Source organism: Staphylococcus sp. HMSC072B07 (assembly GCF_001815505.1).
Taxonomy (GTDB): domain Bacteria; phylum Bacillota; class Bacilli; order Staphylococcales; family Staphylococcaceae; genus Staphylococcus; species Staphylococcus simulans.
Genome location: NZ_KV820911.1, coordinates 72,264 through 87,503, shown reverse-complemented (window position 1 = coordinate 87,503; position 15,240 = coordinate 72,264). Strand labels below are relative to the sequence as shown.

Annotated in this window: 9 protein-coding genes; all 9 read right to left on the bottom strand. The window is 35.9% G+C overall.

Annotated elements, in window-relative coordinates; translation table 11 throughout:
* Positions 1-684: 684 nt before the first annotated feature.
* From HMPREF3031_RS06560 to HMPREF3031_RS06525, 9 genes are read right to left on the bottom strand one after another with little or no spacing between them, the layout of a single operon-like run.
* Positions 685-2,157 (bottom strand): peptidoglycan DD-metalloendopeptidase family protein, encoded by a 1,473-nt coding sequence (locus HMPREF3031_RS06560; protein WP_070724768.1) that lies wholly within the window; start codon positions 2,155-2,157, stop codon positions 685-687.
* Between the two features lies 1 nt (position 2,158).
* On the bottom strand, positions 2,159-2,407 hold the full coding sequence (locus HMPREF3031_RS06555) for a phage holin (RefSeq protein ID WP_070626834.1): 249 nt from the start codon (positions 2,405-2,407) through the stop codon (positions 2,159-2,161).
* 47 nt (positions 2,408-2,454) lie between these two features.
* Positions 2,455-2,850: a hypothetical protein gene (locus HMPREF3031_RS06550; protein WP_070469052.1), complete on the bottom strand. Its 396-nt coding sequence runs from the start codon at positions 2,848-2,850 to the stop codon at positions 2,455-2,457.
* Positions 2,834-3,250: a hypothetical protein gene (locus HMPREF3031_RS06545; RefSeq protein ID WP_070724766.1), complete on the bottom strand. Its 417-nt coding sequence runs from the start codon at positions 3,248-3,250 to the stop codon at positions 2,834-2,836. The genes HMPREF3031_RS06550 and HMPREF3031_RS06545 overlap by 17 nt, the downstream gene beginning before the upstream one ends.
* A gap of 38 nt (positions 3,251-3,288) precedes the next feature.
* Entirely contained in the window at positions 3,289-3,573 is a 285-nt protein-coding gene (locus HMPREF3031_RS06540) for a hypothetical protein (RefSeq protein ID WP_060804518.1), read from the bottom strand.
* 43 nt (positions 3,574-3,616) lie between these two features.
* The gene (locus HMPREF3031_RS13445) at positions 3,617-3,784 is read right to left on the bottom strand and encodes a hypothetical protein (RefSeq protein ID WP_155974680.1); all 168 of its coding nucleotides are present in this window, start codon (positions 3,782-3,784) and stop codon (positions 3,617-3,619) included.
* Positions 3,771-8,711, bottom strand: coding sequence for a phage tail spike protein (locus tag HMPREF3031_RS13880; protein WP_070724764.1), 4,941 nt, complete (start codon positions 8,709-8,711; stop codon positions 3,771-3,773). Before HMPREF3031_RS13880 ends, HMPREF3031_RS13445 begins: the two co-directional genes overlap by 14 nt.
* A 15-nt stretch (positions 8,712-8,726) precedes the next feature.
* Complete coding sequence (locus HMPREF3031_RS06530; protein ID WP_060804522.1) at positions 8,727-10,220, bottom strand: phage distal tail protein; 1,494 nt, start codon at positions 10,218-10,220, stop codon at positions 8,727-8,729.
* Between the two features lies 1 nt (position 10,221).
* The gene (locus tag HMPREF3031_RS06525; RefSeq protein ID WP_070724762.1) at positions 10,222-15,228 is read right to left on the bottom strand and encodes a phage tail tape measure protein; all 5,007 of its coding nucleotides are present in this window, start codon (positions 15,226-15,228) and stop codon (positions 10,222-10,224) included.
* Between the last annotated feature and the right edge of the window lie 12 nt (positions 15,229-15,240).

Below are 15,240 nucleotides of genomic sequence, written 5' to 3'. Positions count from 1 at the left end.
CAAGTTATAACGGTAGTTTGTCTACGGTCTGAGAGAAACTATTTAAATAGTTTCTCTACATAGATACCATATATCTAACCCACGTTTTTAATATAACATAAAAAACACCACCATAAAAGGTGGTAAGATTATGATTAGAAAATTATCTTCCAAAATATCTTCTGTTTAATATACTAACACAATTTGTTTAATATTAAAATAAGATAATAAAAAAGCTGCCAAAAAAGACAGCTTTCTATTCTCATGCATAATATCTATTTACACAATAGAATAACGAAGAGTAAAAACCATGTTCTATATTTATTTTACCATGTTTTTTTAGTAATTACTACCCTTTATTTCAATAAAAAAGAGAGCTACTTATAGGTAACTCTCAAATCATGCTTAAAGTCTATTTACACCTTAGAGTGTTGAGTTGTGAAAACAGTGTCTGAAAAAATTATATCATAACTTTTTTACTAATACCACTCTATATTTCACTTTTTAATTACAAATACAATTATTCCGACAATTTCCTAAAGTACCGCTATTTGAATTATACTATACCATAAAAAAAGAGGGTTACCTATATAGATAACCCTCAAGTCATGGACACTATCATCCACGAACTTACAATATAGTATCATCTGTGAAAAGACACTTTTTACAATGACAACAGCGGTAAATAAATAATAACATATTTATTTAGCTAATACTACCCCAAAGATCGCCTATTCCATGTTTAGGCGGTTCGACACCGTTCCATGTTCTTACTGGTAGATATAATCGTTCACCTTCGAAGCCGTCGTAACCTACCCAAACATGACCGTCTTGCAACATTACTTCATCATAGTTAATACTTGTGCCTGCTGGTAGCTTACCTGCTTGGTTACCATCAATACGGAATGGACCGACATGCCATACTTGGATAGATTCATTACCATTTTTGAATGTAGCTTGTTCATTTTTCCACCAAGTACCATGTTTGTTCTTTTTCCAATCTGTTGTCTTAACTACTTGTTGTTGTTCATTCTTTTTAACTTCTTTTTTTACATCATTTTGTTTGATAACTTTGGCATTGCTTGTTTGTAATTTACCGCCGTTATAATAATATTTAATACGACTGATAAAGTAATCCTTCATTTTATTTTGGTTAGCGGTTGTATATGGGGCACCTTTGCCGACATGCAATTCCCATGAACGATGCGGGCAAGAAGTACCAAAGAACTCATTGTGCAGTCGTACTGTGTTTCGGTTTACTGGTAAGCCATAAGATCTCATAACATCAGCTGCCACTTTTAAAGTTGCTTCTTCATTTTCTAAAAACAACTTATCTGACAAGCGCCCCGGATATGATTCGCATACTTCAAAGCCGATTAAGTTAGCATTTGCCCATTGATGACCGCAATGCCATTCTACATAGTCTGTAGGGTGATACCATAACACTTCATTACGGTTAGCATACACACTTGCCCAACCATTAACATGTGTACCGTTATTTTCACGTGCGTATAACCATGGCAAATATTGAGAAGGTGTCATACTTCCGTAATCATTATGGATAACCACGGCTTGAACACTTGGCTTTGGTGCTGTAATTTTATTACCTTTGATATGGTTAGAATAAATATGTTTCAATTTTTTCTCACTTCCGTTTTTAGATTTATCTTGTTTTGCATTCAGCTTACTAATATCGTATTTTTCAATTGGCAATCCACTGCATACTTCTGCTTTCTCATCATTTAAATCTGTTCCTTTAGGACGTAATTGTAAATGAAGATGTGCATTCATAGGATTATCATAATAGTTGGATGAACCTTGCAATCCAACTATGTCGCCTTGATTGACTTTATCGCCTTTTGAGAATCGTAATGAATTACGTTGCAAGTGGCCATAAATCCAATCGTTACCATTGGCATCTCTGATTTCCACTGTGCCTCCAAAATTACCATGTGTTTCAGAAGTGACTACTGTACCGCTAGTTACTGCAGGGATGTCGTTAGTTGCATTAGAGTACAAATCAAATGCTCTGTGGTAACCATTACAAAACGAATCATAATTAATTCCATTTTCTTGATAATTTCTATATCCATAATTTTTAGGATAATTATCATAAGTGCGTGGGTCGGATGAAATTTTCCAACCTTTTTTAGTAAGGTAATCAATAGCAGTTAGCATCCTATTTCAACCCTTTCTCCTTTAAATACTTTTCTTGGTCACGCGCTGATTTTTTAATAATAAATGTATTCTTCCATACTCCATATGATACTAATGCGAGGGGTAATCCAGTATTGATCACATTAATCCATGCATCTACTTTTTGAGGATTAATCCATTCCGCGCTGATTCCACTTGTGTTTAGTGCAAGATATAATGCCCCGAGAAAACCACCGATTAAACCGATGAATTGTTTGATTTTATCTTCCATTTAATTCACTCCTTTGAAATAGTAAAAAGCCGACGCAGTGCGCCGACTTAGAAAAAAGTTGCTGCAAATCCTAATGCGCCTACTAGCACAGTAGATATAGCACCAATGATTGCAACCCATATCTGCATATTTCCTTTTTGCCTTTCAGATACAAAGTTTTCAATCGAATCTAACCTTTTTATTGTTATATCAGAAGTATGTTCAACGTCTTTGATACGATTATTAAATCCTATAAGATTGTCGTTGATTTTTTCCAAAGTCTTATTTGTAGTTAATTGGCTTTGAATTAATGCATCGTTACTATCGTTTAATCGTGTGACCAGTAGTTTTAAATCGTTATGCAATGCTATATGCTTGTTATCTACTTCATTAATCTTCCCATCTATATTACGATTCGCTCTTTCCCATTCATGACGTAGTACATATTTATCTTCGCTCGGCATAAATTTCGAAACCTCCGAAAAACATCAGCACTAAATAAACCCCTGAAAGTGTAGCGAATTGAATAGGAGATAACCAATTAATTGCGTTGTAAACACTTGCACTTGTTATAATAAAATACATAACGAATGATATAAGACTTCCGATTGTGATTAGCCAATAACTTTTTCGATTTTGTTTAGGTAGTAAATAACTTGCACACATTAATAATATGCCTGAAAGTAAAAACAACACACCCCATATCCATATCGGTAACAGGTTGTGTAATTCTCTATAAAAAGCAGAATCGCCTAAAATCGAGTCTTGCTCAATTGTCCAGAACAACCCTCTCCACAACGTGAATAACCCTGTTCCGAATAATAGGGTGCTTGCTATCATCTCTGATAGATTCAGCTTTTTCATCCATTCACCTGCTTTCTAAAAAAAGTTAGGGAAAGAGGCTATACCTCTTGCACCTCGCCTTTTACATATACTTCACCTTTCTCATCATACATTTCACGTTCAATATTTTGTTCCACAAAATAAGTTTTAGTCCCATTGTTCAAAATAGTAGCAAGCATATTTTGAACCTTACAAGCTTGGATTACTTGTTCTTTTTCTTGAAATTTATAAGCAGTATTAGGCGAAGCCCCTCTGACGAAGCCATTCGAATAATTTTGCATTAATGCACTCTCTTCTCCATATTTATTAATTTCCACTAAGTAAAATTCCTTGATTCTTTCCATAATAAATTCCTCCTAAAAATTTGTATAAAAATAGTGGTATAAGTTACTCACTTACACCACGGTCATTTTCATCAGTATTTTGTTTGTTTTCTAATTCCTCTTGATACAATGCGAACAAAATTGCATTATCTTTTTCCAGCTCAGTGATTCTGTTCAATAAGTTGTTAATCACTTTATTTGGATCTGCTTGTAATTGGTTATTTTGATTCATTTATTTGTTCCTCCAATTCATCTACTTTTTCAATCAATTCTTGTATAGCTTTAGTATTCCAAAACAACACTTCATTGCCATCAAAACCATCACGATGTCTCCATTCAATCGGTATTTCTCTTTCAATAATAATACCGTGATGGTCACGAACATATTCTTCCTCTTTTTCAGATTTGTTTTTATAAGAATATAATTTTAGATCATTGCGGTATGCATCAAGCACACTATAATTCCACTCTTTAATATCATATTTATATCTCTCTGATGACATTGCTACATAGTTTTTGAAACGTATATCTTTATAGCCAATGTCCCCGCCGTTATAAAGTAAGTTGTTAGTAATTCTTACTTCACCTGTTGATGTACCGATATAAAAGTTGGTGCTTGTTGTACGGATACTTTCTGATTGTATCCATCTGCACTGCAAATCACCATATGTCGGATTACCGTTGTTATAACCTTTGTAGTCTGTGATACGAACCCTGTCATCAGCTTTGAGATACAAATAACCACTTCTTGATTGGAAATCCCCATAAAAGTTTCTTGCGTGAAAACTACCTGTTCCGATGTTTCCAAATTTATCTGTTGCATATACGACAGGTTCATAGTCCCCTTCAGTTTGTCCTGAAAATCCTGCCTTTTTAAATCTAATACCAGACCCCGCTTGACCTTTATCGTCATAGATTTCACCGAATAGCAATGTACCATCCGTATCTTTAGCATTGTCATTATCTTTGAGATAAAAACTGAATTCGTTAGTACCTGGACGAGAATAAACTTGAGGTCGAATATATACAGACGCTTCCCAAGTTTCAATATTTGTTGTATATCTGGATCGAGTATAGATACGACTATTTTCAGAGTGCAGGAATACAACTCCATAAGTAGACGAAAGGCGCACACCACGTGAATTATCATTAAATAAATCGTAATGAAATTCTAATGCACCAGCTTGTTCTGAACCGACGCCGCCGGACATCATTGTGGATAGTCCTTTTTCAGTCATATAAAGGTTATATCCTGTTTTTTTATTTCTGGAAAGAATATATCCATCTTTAATTCCAATTTCTGCACTAGGTGTATCAGTTACGCCGCCCCATGTCCTTGTGAATGTACCACGGGATAATATTTCTTGATTCTTGATTGATAAATAATTTGTAGTATCCCCGCCACGTATACCTAAGTTATTTACATTGATGTCTAAACCTTCTGGTGATAAGTTTAAACGATTAATGATTTCATCTTTACCGACTTTATTATTTACATTACCAGCTAACACTTGAAAATCTTTGTTCACATTGATATTGACACGGTCACCCTTCAACATAATGCCATCGGGGCCAACAGTATGTGATTGAATATTACCATTTTCATCATATGAAAGTGTCAGACCTGTTGTCGTATTAATAGATAAATCACTTATTACATTCGATAGTGTTTTCTTACTGGCGTTAAACTCTTCTTTTGTTGCACGTGCATTGATGTCAGTACCATTCTGATTAATCTGTGTTTGCATAACACTAAGCGTTTTATCAGTTTCTGCTTTTGTTTTATCAATATCTGCTTTGACATCTTCCGGTGCAGGTGTCCAGTCCGTTGCTTTATTTCCTTTTTCTATCTTGATATTTTCAATTGTAAATCGGTCGCCGTTGTTATTGTTGTAAAAACTTAAGTTCCAAACTGTACTGCTTTTAGTTGTTGATACTAATGGTAAAGTAAATGACAACCTTTGCTTTTTATTACCTAAATTAGTAAAAACTTTTTCACCAAACATGAAATCATAGTTAGTTAAAGTATCATACACTCTTAGTATTTCACCGCGTTCCATTTGAACATCGAAGCTGATTGTTATGGTTTCGCCCAGCTGTAATTTGCTATGAGCACTTGTGATTAAAGTAGCCCAATACTGATTATAATTGTTCGAAGTATCATTGATAGCCTTTTTAATATTTGCACTGTTTTCTAATAAATTTCTACCGCCGACCTGCACATTATTTACAGCTGTATTAATTTGGTTCGTTGTTGCCGTTTTATTATCTGTATATTCTTTGATAGTGACACGGTCGTTGATTGCATTGCTCAACTGTGTACGTTGAGTGTCTGCACTATTCAAACGTGTAATGATATTGTTGACGTCTGCCGTGTATGTGCTGTTTGCTACTTTGCTGCTGATCTGGTCAGCTTGTACTTTTAATTGTGCCGTATTGTCATTAACTTTAGTTTCTAACGGTTTGATGTTGTTATCATACATTGTTGTAATTTCAGTTTTATCAGCTTTTAATGTGATACCGTCTTGCAGTTGTTTGATGTCTGTCGATTGTTTTGTCTGTGTTGATGTGATCGGTTCTAGCTTTTCATCTGTATAAGCAAGTGCAGCTGCTTTTGTTGTATCGGCATAAACTTTTGCTTGTTCTAATTTTTCTTGGGCATCTGCGATTGCACGTTCTTCTTCCTCTGTGACAACTCCGTCTGCATAAGCCTGTGCTTCTGTTTTTCTCAATGCGTCCTGGGCGTCCGCGTATGCTTTTGAAGCTGTTGTCGCGTCTGCTTGTGCCTTTTCAATATTTGCTTGTATATCTTCAGGCGCTTGTGTGTAATCAGTCGCAATTGTACCCTTTTCAAGTTTGATTTCTGAATACATAACATCTGGTAAAGTTGAACCATCTTTCAAAAAGAATATGTCAATTTTTGAAGTTACAGGTGTGAATGTTAATTTAACACGCTTTTCTTTAGTAACAGGATTTTTATAATAACCTAGCCATTCTGTTGTTCCGTCTGATTTTGTACTCCTGATTGGTGTATAAGCTATTGTTTCAACATCATTCCTGCTTTTAGCATTAAATGATAATGTATGAGGTTTGCCGATTTCTACATCCATAGTTACATAAAAATTCCATATGTAACCTAATGTAATCCAATATTTACCATTGATTAATGATAATGGATAATTTAATACGCTTCCTGTAAATTTGGGGCCAAATGTTTCTGTATCTAAAAACAAATTGCGCCCTCCGACTTGAATACCGTTCACTTTTGCACTCACTGCGCTGATGTTGCTGCTTAATTCATTTTTAGTTTGTGTTATCTTGCTGTTCACTTCACCGTCAATTAGCTGTTTCAATGCGTCGTCTTGACTGTTGATATAGGTTTTCAACGCGTCTTCTAATTCTTGTTGACTTGGAATATCTGCAAGTAATTGACCTGTTTCAGCGTTCCATGTACCACCGATGCCTTCGGCTACTTTAGACATTGCATCATTGAATTTCTCATCTGTGTATTGAGATTGCAGTAATTTGAAACGATCATCTATTGCAATCTTAGCGTTTTCTAATGAATTGTATAGTGTTTGCAGCAATTCGCGATATTTTAAAAACAGTGCTTGTGTATCAACAAGTTTTCCGATTGTCGCTGTTTCCGGTGTCATACTTTCAAGATTTGTCTCGATTGCATGATAGACATTGATTGTATTATCTAAATTTTGTTGAACCTGTTGTTTCAATGCAGTATCGACAAGGTATTCACTGTCTATAACTTCATACACTTCCCTTAATAACTTGCTGTGTTGAATGTTCAAGTTTATAAATGTGTTATTTAAATCATCGTACAAAGCTTTCTCGCGTGTAACTGCGTCAATATCATCAGCTTTTTCGGCAGTCGCATTTATCCACTGTCCGTTCCAGTATCTACGTAACACTGCTACTTTAGGATTACTTGTGTCTAACCACAACATATCATTGACTGGATTTTCCGGCGCATCTTGCGACTTAATAATTTTCTTTTCGAAATACTGTAATTGACTGTTGGTCTCCCTAACAATAGTATTTACATTGCTGAAGTTATCATTCATTCGTTGTCTAATATTACTAAGTTGCTTATAAAACTCTTGTCGTAAATTATCTTCACGATATTCTTTATACTCGCCAAAGGAATATGTTGATTCTTTAGTAACCATGTCATAATCTTCAGCGATTACTTCAGCTTCTAAATACAACGGAGGCGTAAAATCTCTATCTTTGATACGTACCATATCGCCAATATGAACAATTTCATGCGGTTGATATGTTTTAATATCTAGAGATGTTACTTCATAACTGATTTTTTCTTTTTTACGTTTGTTCAATTCAGTTGTACCTAATGAACGTAATCGTGCTTCAGTCATATTCTCATCTTCAGTTTCAGGTTCATAGATGCCCCAAATATATCTTCCTGGCAATCCAAATTGCGCTTGGGCTTCATCATCTTTGACGGTTAAAGTAATACGTGAACCATCTTCTTTTTCAGGACCCACACATAATAATGCGGTATTAACTTCGCTCATATCAACAATTCGCTTTAAACCAGTTAAGTCTTTACCTTTAACTATTTCTTTACCTTGAAATATAGGATTTCGCTTCCGCAGCACAACGTAGCGACCATCAACTGTATTACTACCTAACTCGATATAAAAATCAACTATCATATCGTAAGTCGTACACAATTGCACCAGTATATCGTAACGTGTATGAAAACCAGTCCATGATGTCGTACGTATACCCCCATATTCAGTAGCTTCTGATACTTGCCATCCCGTATCTTTCAATACATCATATAAGGCTTCTGTGGTTGTCTTTTTCTCAAAGCTCCCTGGTGCATAAGGAGGCCCACCGGTTATATCTTCTAAATATGAAGCTGTTGTTTCTATTTCAGTATATCCATCCATATCTTGTGAAATATGTTCGATAATAAATTCTCTATACTGACCAGTGCTATCTTGAATAATGACTCTATAATTCTTTTGCATATTTATAGCTCGTTCTGACAGTATTGTAAAGTCAAACGTTTCTGAGTGATTATTAATATCACGGTTATGTTTTGCGTTAATAATTGATGCGTCATCTTCGGAAATAAAGTCTATAATTTTATCTTCATAGTCTAAAATATGCAGCAAATTGCAACCTCCTTTCTATAAATATCTATCTTGCCAACGAACCGTTGTATCAAATGTATTTAACGGTGAGATAATTAATTCTGTATGCCCTTTTTCTACATTGAAATAGTTAGAACCAAAAGTTTTTTCAGATAAAAAAGGCTCTTCATTTACTAATACATTATGATTACGCATATCAATCAAAATTTCATCGCCTTTTTTGATAATCATATCTCTTGCCCCTTTAGGTTTAGGCAATAGCTCTCTCGTATAAGTACCGAAAATATATAGCGGCATGACTGGATTATTACCATTCTTAGCAGAATATAAAGATAACGAAGCAATAGGTCGTGTGTAGAATTTACCGCTATCCATATAAATTTTTTCATGCTGATCAAACGCGATTTTTCTTAACGGATAAGGAATCTCTCTATATTTCCAGGTTTTTATTTTAAATTGATTGCTACGACGTTCCAACTTAATATAGACCACAAACTCATCCATGTTGTATAAACTAGGATTGTTTTTATAGTCGTATATCTTAACTTGGTCGCCATTTTGGTTAAACAGTGTAACAATGATACGTCCTGTGTTTGAGTTGGCGTTAGGATTACTGTAACCAATTGAAGCGATCACTCGTCCGTCTGTATCGTAGAGGTACTGTGCGAAGTGTACTGCGCCTTTACGACGTTGGTTTAGGCCAAACTTAACAGTCGTTGAAAAGTCTTGAGCGCTCGCATAATTGACAAAGCTACGTTTATACATAGCGCCCTGCCAACCACTACCCGTTACGCTTTCTGTGTTTAGGTAGAATGACTCCTTGCTTGAAGATTGACTGAAAGCACCACCAACGTCACCGCCTGTATGGTTATCAGTGAAGTCTTTGGCATCTTGTTTATTCCAGCCTTTAAACACGCGCAATTCATCACCTAAAATGAGTGGTGAATAGTCATTGAGTGGTTTATCTACATCATCGTCACCAATCATAAAATAGTCCTCATCGCCTTTGGCAATTTGGAAGAAGTTAGCATTTTTTAATGCCCTCGCTTCTATTGTGACGGGTGTATCAGCTGTACCGCTATTCACAATAGACACTTGGTCTGATATAGCAGTGTTGTAGTTGCCGGTTGCTGCATACTTGTATGGGTCTACCAAAACAACCTTTATAACAAATGACAATACTCCTCTAGGTGTCTTATCAATTTCTACAGGACCTTCAAAAAAAGCATTCCAGTACCAATCTTGTGTCATGAATTGTAATGGAACTTCATAATCATAATCAAAGAAACGTACTATCTCATTTAAAATATCATCGTGTTTTTTCATTCCACCGTGTGAGAGATGTTCATTACTTACTATTAAAGGTAAGTCAAATTCATAACCTTTCACCTCTCTCTTTTTAAAAACTGAACCTTTTCTTCCCGGTACATCTTCAGTTTCTATTTCAAAATTAAAAGAGGGTATTTTAAACCCTCTTTCTACTACTAACCATGGAATTGTTTTATTATTAACTTTTATTGTATCTAGCATTTTAAACTCCTCCAGGATTAAACCTTCTATGTCTTTGTTTTTGTCTATTATAATCATCTATTGCGTCAAAAACTTGTTGTTTATGTGCGTATTTATCAATGACTGGTTCATAATCCTTATCTGCAATTGTGTCACCAGCACTAACCAATCTAGCAAGTAAACCAATTACTTTATCCATTTTCTTCTCTAAGACACTCACTGTATGACCATCATCAGAAAGGTTATTGACACTTTTCAATTGGCTAGGACGTTTGTTTTTACTAATATCCTTACTAGCCAATGCAAGTAATTTAGCTGCATCATCTGCTCGTTTTGGGTCAGTAGGTATTATCCATTCAGGGTACCCTTCTTCGCCTAAATGATATAAGCCATTGTGGACGAGTCCACCTGTCGCATACCCATGTCCACGACCTATTACTGATAATATACTACCTCCATATCTAGCTTTTGCATAACGCATACCAGCAATTAAGTTATCTAGACCATTCATGATATTACCATGTCCTGGTAATTTAAAAGCATTAAATGTACCAGGTTTAACTTGCACAAGCCCCATTGCACGACCGTCCGCTAAACCATCAGTACCACCGATAGCCTTAGCATTTCCACCTGATTCCGTTTGAATCTGTCTCGCCCACGCATTTACGTATGCTTGAGATGTAGGCAAACCGGCTAATTTTAATGCTTGTCGAATATTGCCATTCCATTTTCCTGATTTACCGCCGATACCTTTACCATTTTTCTTTAACCAGCTAAGCGGTTCTACAGAGTTACTGTTGGATTCTCCGCCCTGATTGACTTGGAAGTGAAGATGTCGATAATTAGTCATTGAACCCGTGTTACCTGATTTACCAATAAGTTGTCCTGCTTTAACTTGTTCTCCTGTCTTCTTAAGTTGCTTACTAAGATGCATGAACCATAAAAATGTTTTACCTTTTGAAACAGTGATAGCATTACCGCCGCCGTAGTTATCGTACCAACTTCTAACTCGACCAGCCATCGGTGTACGTACGGGAGTACCAACAGGCATGTCATAATCGACACCGTGATGGACTCCGCCATTGAAAGGATAATTAGGATTCGGCGGATATGGCGGAGCAGAATATTTTTGTAGAATTCCATATCCTTCAAACACAGATCCATCTCCTGCTTGAGCCTCAAACCCACCTTTAATCCAATCTAGTGCTCCTTTTTTTATTTTTTTCCATGCAGCACGTGTAATATCTCCAACGATACCCATACCTTTTGTAAGAGAACTAAAGTCAATACCCATCATGGAAAGCACTTTGTTAAGTAATTTTCCTGGTTCGTCCATGTAGTCCATAACGTCCCCGATTTTGTCGGATAACCATTTTGCACTATTGCCAACGGCTTTACCGGCACCTTTAAGCTTATCGCCGACCCAATCTTTGGCATTACCGAACCATGTACCTATACTCAATCTTGGTAATGTACCCATGCTGAAGCGAGGCATCATACCTGCACCTTCAGCTTCTTCATATTTTTGACGCATACTGCCGCTGATAACTCTTGAACCTCTAGGCAAGAAGGTTGTTGTATCTTTGGCAGGTGTTAACGCAGTGCGTCCATTTGGATATTGAATTAATTCGCGTCTGCCATCAATACCTCTTCCATTGCCTGGTCCTTTATCTCCAACGACTGCCATAGTGCCATCTTTTAATCGACCATCAGATGTTGTTCTGATGTGGCGATTAATTCTTTGTGTACCAGTTGATAATTTAGGTATTTTAGGCAAGCTCAACTTAGAACCTACCCAGTTTAAGCCCTTGATAAGACCATTCAAACCTTTTTTGATAGCACTTACCATGCCGCCGATATGATCTTTAATTTTACCAATGATATTAGCTAATCCATCACGCATGTTTGTAAAGGTCTTCTTAACAGAACTCCATAACGCACTAGCAATACCAGTTACAGATTTCTTTATTCCTTGCCAGATACCTGTTACTTTTCTCTTAACATTATTAGTTATATCACGAGTACCGTTGTATAAATTATTAAAAGTCTTCTTGACTGATGCCCATAACTGAGAGGCGTATCTAGTTACTGTGTTTTTAATATTTCTCCAAGTATCTGCTAACCATCTGCGTAAGCGACTAAAAATATTACGAACACCTTTGGATAAAGAGTTAAATGTATTACGTACGCCAGTCCATAAGCTTTTAGCATATTTTACAACGGTGTTTTTGATATTCAACCATGTTTTGACGACAAAACTTTTTACAGCAGTAAATATTTTGTTCACTGTATTTTTAACTGCGGTAAAGTAACGTTTAACTCCGTTATAAATAAATTTAACTGCTCCAACGATGGCATTTTTTATACCATTCCATATATGCTTAATGAATTTTGCCACGGCACCAAATATCGTTTTAGTGATACTTAATATCCGTTTGAAAATCGTGCTGATAATAGACCAAATAAACTTCAGTACTGTACTTATTACACTTCTGATATGTTTAAAAGCAGAACTTATAACACCTTTGAATAGTCCGCTGAATATCTTAACTACTTTAAGTATTTTACCGATGAACCAAAGTTGAATAAGGTTCCATATAAGCGTTAATGCACCACTGAATACTTGTTTAACACCATTCCAAACTTGCTTCCATTGGCCAGTAAATAGTCCGCTGAATATCTTAACAATACCTAAAATGATATCCAAAGCTCCATTGATAATATTTTTGATATTATTCCAAGTATCAACGATTAATATCTTGATTAGTGGCCATAAAAAGTTCATTACATTCCATATAATTCCCATTGCTATTTTGATAATTGGAACTATAACATTCATAAATATAGTTTGAACAAGACCGCCTAACTCTTGTAAAATAGGCCATAAAAAGTTCTTAATCTCTATAAAGACAGTCGATATGACACTCCAAATATTGGCTAATGCTTGGATGATAGTATCTCCATTTTCCTTCCAAAAATCAGATAACTTCTTACCTATTTCTTGTATATATGACCAAATACCTTTAAAAGCGTCTATAAATACTTGTCTAATTTGCATTAAAGTAACGGTCACTTTTCTAGCAGTTTCTTTAGGCATAATCTTGGATAATAAATCCACTGTTGGTAATGTTTTACCAGATAATAAACTTCCTAAAGCATTAAATATTTGGTTAGCAACATCCCACATCTTTTTTAGGCCATTCATCACTGGATCTATTACAGAGTGAACTATATTTCTGAATGTTTCAGATTTTTTATAAGCAATTACAAATGCTGTACCGATTGCTACTATTGCTGCAATTGCTAAACCTACTGGACCAAGCATGAATTTAAAAGCTCCACCTACTAAAGTCAAGCCTTTAGCAGCAAACGGCGCTTTGTTTCCTAAGAAATTCATTACTCCACCAGCTTTAGCTATGCCTGTCATCACAGGACCTAAAGTAGTCATAATGCTACCTATTGCAGATGTAAACATCCCTGTAACAAGAATAGCTGGTCCTAATGCTGCAGCAAATAAACCAACACTTACTATTGCAGTCTTAACCCAACCAGGAGAATCTGACAACTTTTGCGCTAAATTACCTAAAGTTTCTGCCGCTCTTTTAATGTGAGGTGCTAACACATCTCCGATACTTATAGCTAAAGATTCTAAAGCGGATTTCATTTGACGGATTGAACCACCAATTCCGCCTTCCATTTCATCCGACATTCGTTTAGCTGCACCTGTTGAATTATCAATAGACTTAGTCAACTTTTTGTAGTCCTCATCTGAAGCATTAATAACAGCCAATGCACCACTCATTGCTTCTTTACCAAAGATAGTTGCAGCTGCGCTTGCTTGTTGGTCTTTTGATAAGTTTTTGAACCTATCACGCAACTGATCCATTACATCACGCATAGGAAGCATCTTACCGTTACTATCAGTAATAGATATACCTAACTCTTCCATCTTGTTTTGCATAGCTTTTGTTGGTTTAGCTAAGTTTGTAAACATGGTACGTAATGCTGTACCGGCTTTTTCACCTTTAATCCCAGCATTGGACATTAAACCGATAGCTATAGATGTATCTTCCACAGTATATCCCAATGCGCCTGCAACTGGAGCAGCATATTTGAACGCTTCACCTAAACCACGTACATCGGTATTAGCTTTAGAACTTGTCTGTGCTAATACATCTGCAAATCGTCCACTATCTTTAGCTTTCATACCAAATGCTGTTAACGAGTCAGTAACGATATCACTCACTTGTCCTAAATCTTCCCCAGAGGCAGCAGCTAATTGCATAACACCATCGATACCGCCTAACATATCTTTGGTATCCCAGCCGGCTAAGGCCATATAGTTAAGAGCTTCTGCTGATTCAGATGCACTAAATTTAGTTTTAGCTCCCATTTCAAGGGCTTTATCTCTTAATTGTTGGAATTCTGAACCAGTAGCACCAGATGTAGCCTTCACTTTTCGCATTGAATCATCAAAATCAATACTCTTTTTAGCAGCAGCACCAAAACCTGCAACAATAGGAGCAGTAACATACATAGACATGCTACGTCCTACAGATTGCATTTTTTGACCTATTTCTTGGAATTTAGGTCCTATTTCAGAGAACTTACTACCTATCTTTCCCATAGTAGTATTCATAGCTTGTTGTTGTCGTTCAAGAGCTCTCAATTCTTCAGTTGCTTCTTTCAGTTCTCTTTCATACTTATTTAATTCGGCGTATGCTTCATTATACTTTGCAGCTGCTGCTTGAGTTTTCGCGCTATTTTCCCCAGTTTCTTTAGATAATTTGTCATATTCTTGTTTTAACTCTTTTACTTTTTGAGTTTGTACACGCTGTTTTTTAGTTAACCCGTCTACTTTAACTTTAGATTTTTCAAGAGATTGATCATAACGACCAAATTTTGATAAATTAGCACTCATTTCACGAGATACCATGCGCATTTGTCGATTTAATCCGGCCATTCCTTTATTAAAACCTGAGCCATCTAAATCAACTCTTATGACCATATTACCTATTGGGTTCCCCATACACTAACCTCC

Excerpts from the sequence above, each read along its gene's own strand:
- HMPREF3031_RS06560 (WP_070724768.1), bottom strand. The coding sequence starts at position 2,157 with ATGCTAACTGCTATTGATTACCTTACTAAAAAAGGTTGGAAAATTTCA.
- HMPREF3031_RS13445 (WP_155974680.1), bottom strand. The coding sequence starts at position 3,784 with ATGAATCAAAATAACCAATTACAAGCAGATCCAAATAAAGTGATTAAC.
- HMPREF3031_RS06550 (WP_070469052.1), bottom strand. The coding sequence starts at position 2,850 with ATGCCGAGCGAAGATAAATATGTACTACGTCATGAATGGGAAAGAGCG.
- HMPREF3031_RS06530 (WP_060804522.1), bottom strand. The coding sequence starts at position 10,220 with ATGCTAGATACAATAAAAGTTAATAATAAAACAATTCCATGGTTAGTA.
- HMPREF3031_RS06540 (WP_060804518.1), bottom strand. The coding sequence starts at position 3,573 with ATGGAAAGAATCAAGGAATTTTACTTAGTGGAAATTAATAAATATGGA.
- HMPREF3031_RS06555 (WP_070626834.1), bottom strand. The coding sequence starts at position 2,407 with ATGGAAGATAAAATCAAACAATTCATCGGTTTAATCGGTGGTTTTCTC.
- HMPREF3031_RS06525 (WP_070724762.1), bottom strand. The coding sequence starts at position 15,228 with ATGGGGAACCCAATAGGTAATATGGTCATAAGAGTTGATTTAGATGGC.
- HMPREF3031_RS06545 (WP_070724766.1), bottom strand. The coding sequence starts at position 3,250 with ATGAAAAAGCTGAATCTATCAGAGATGATAGCAAGCACCCTATTATTC.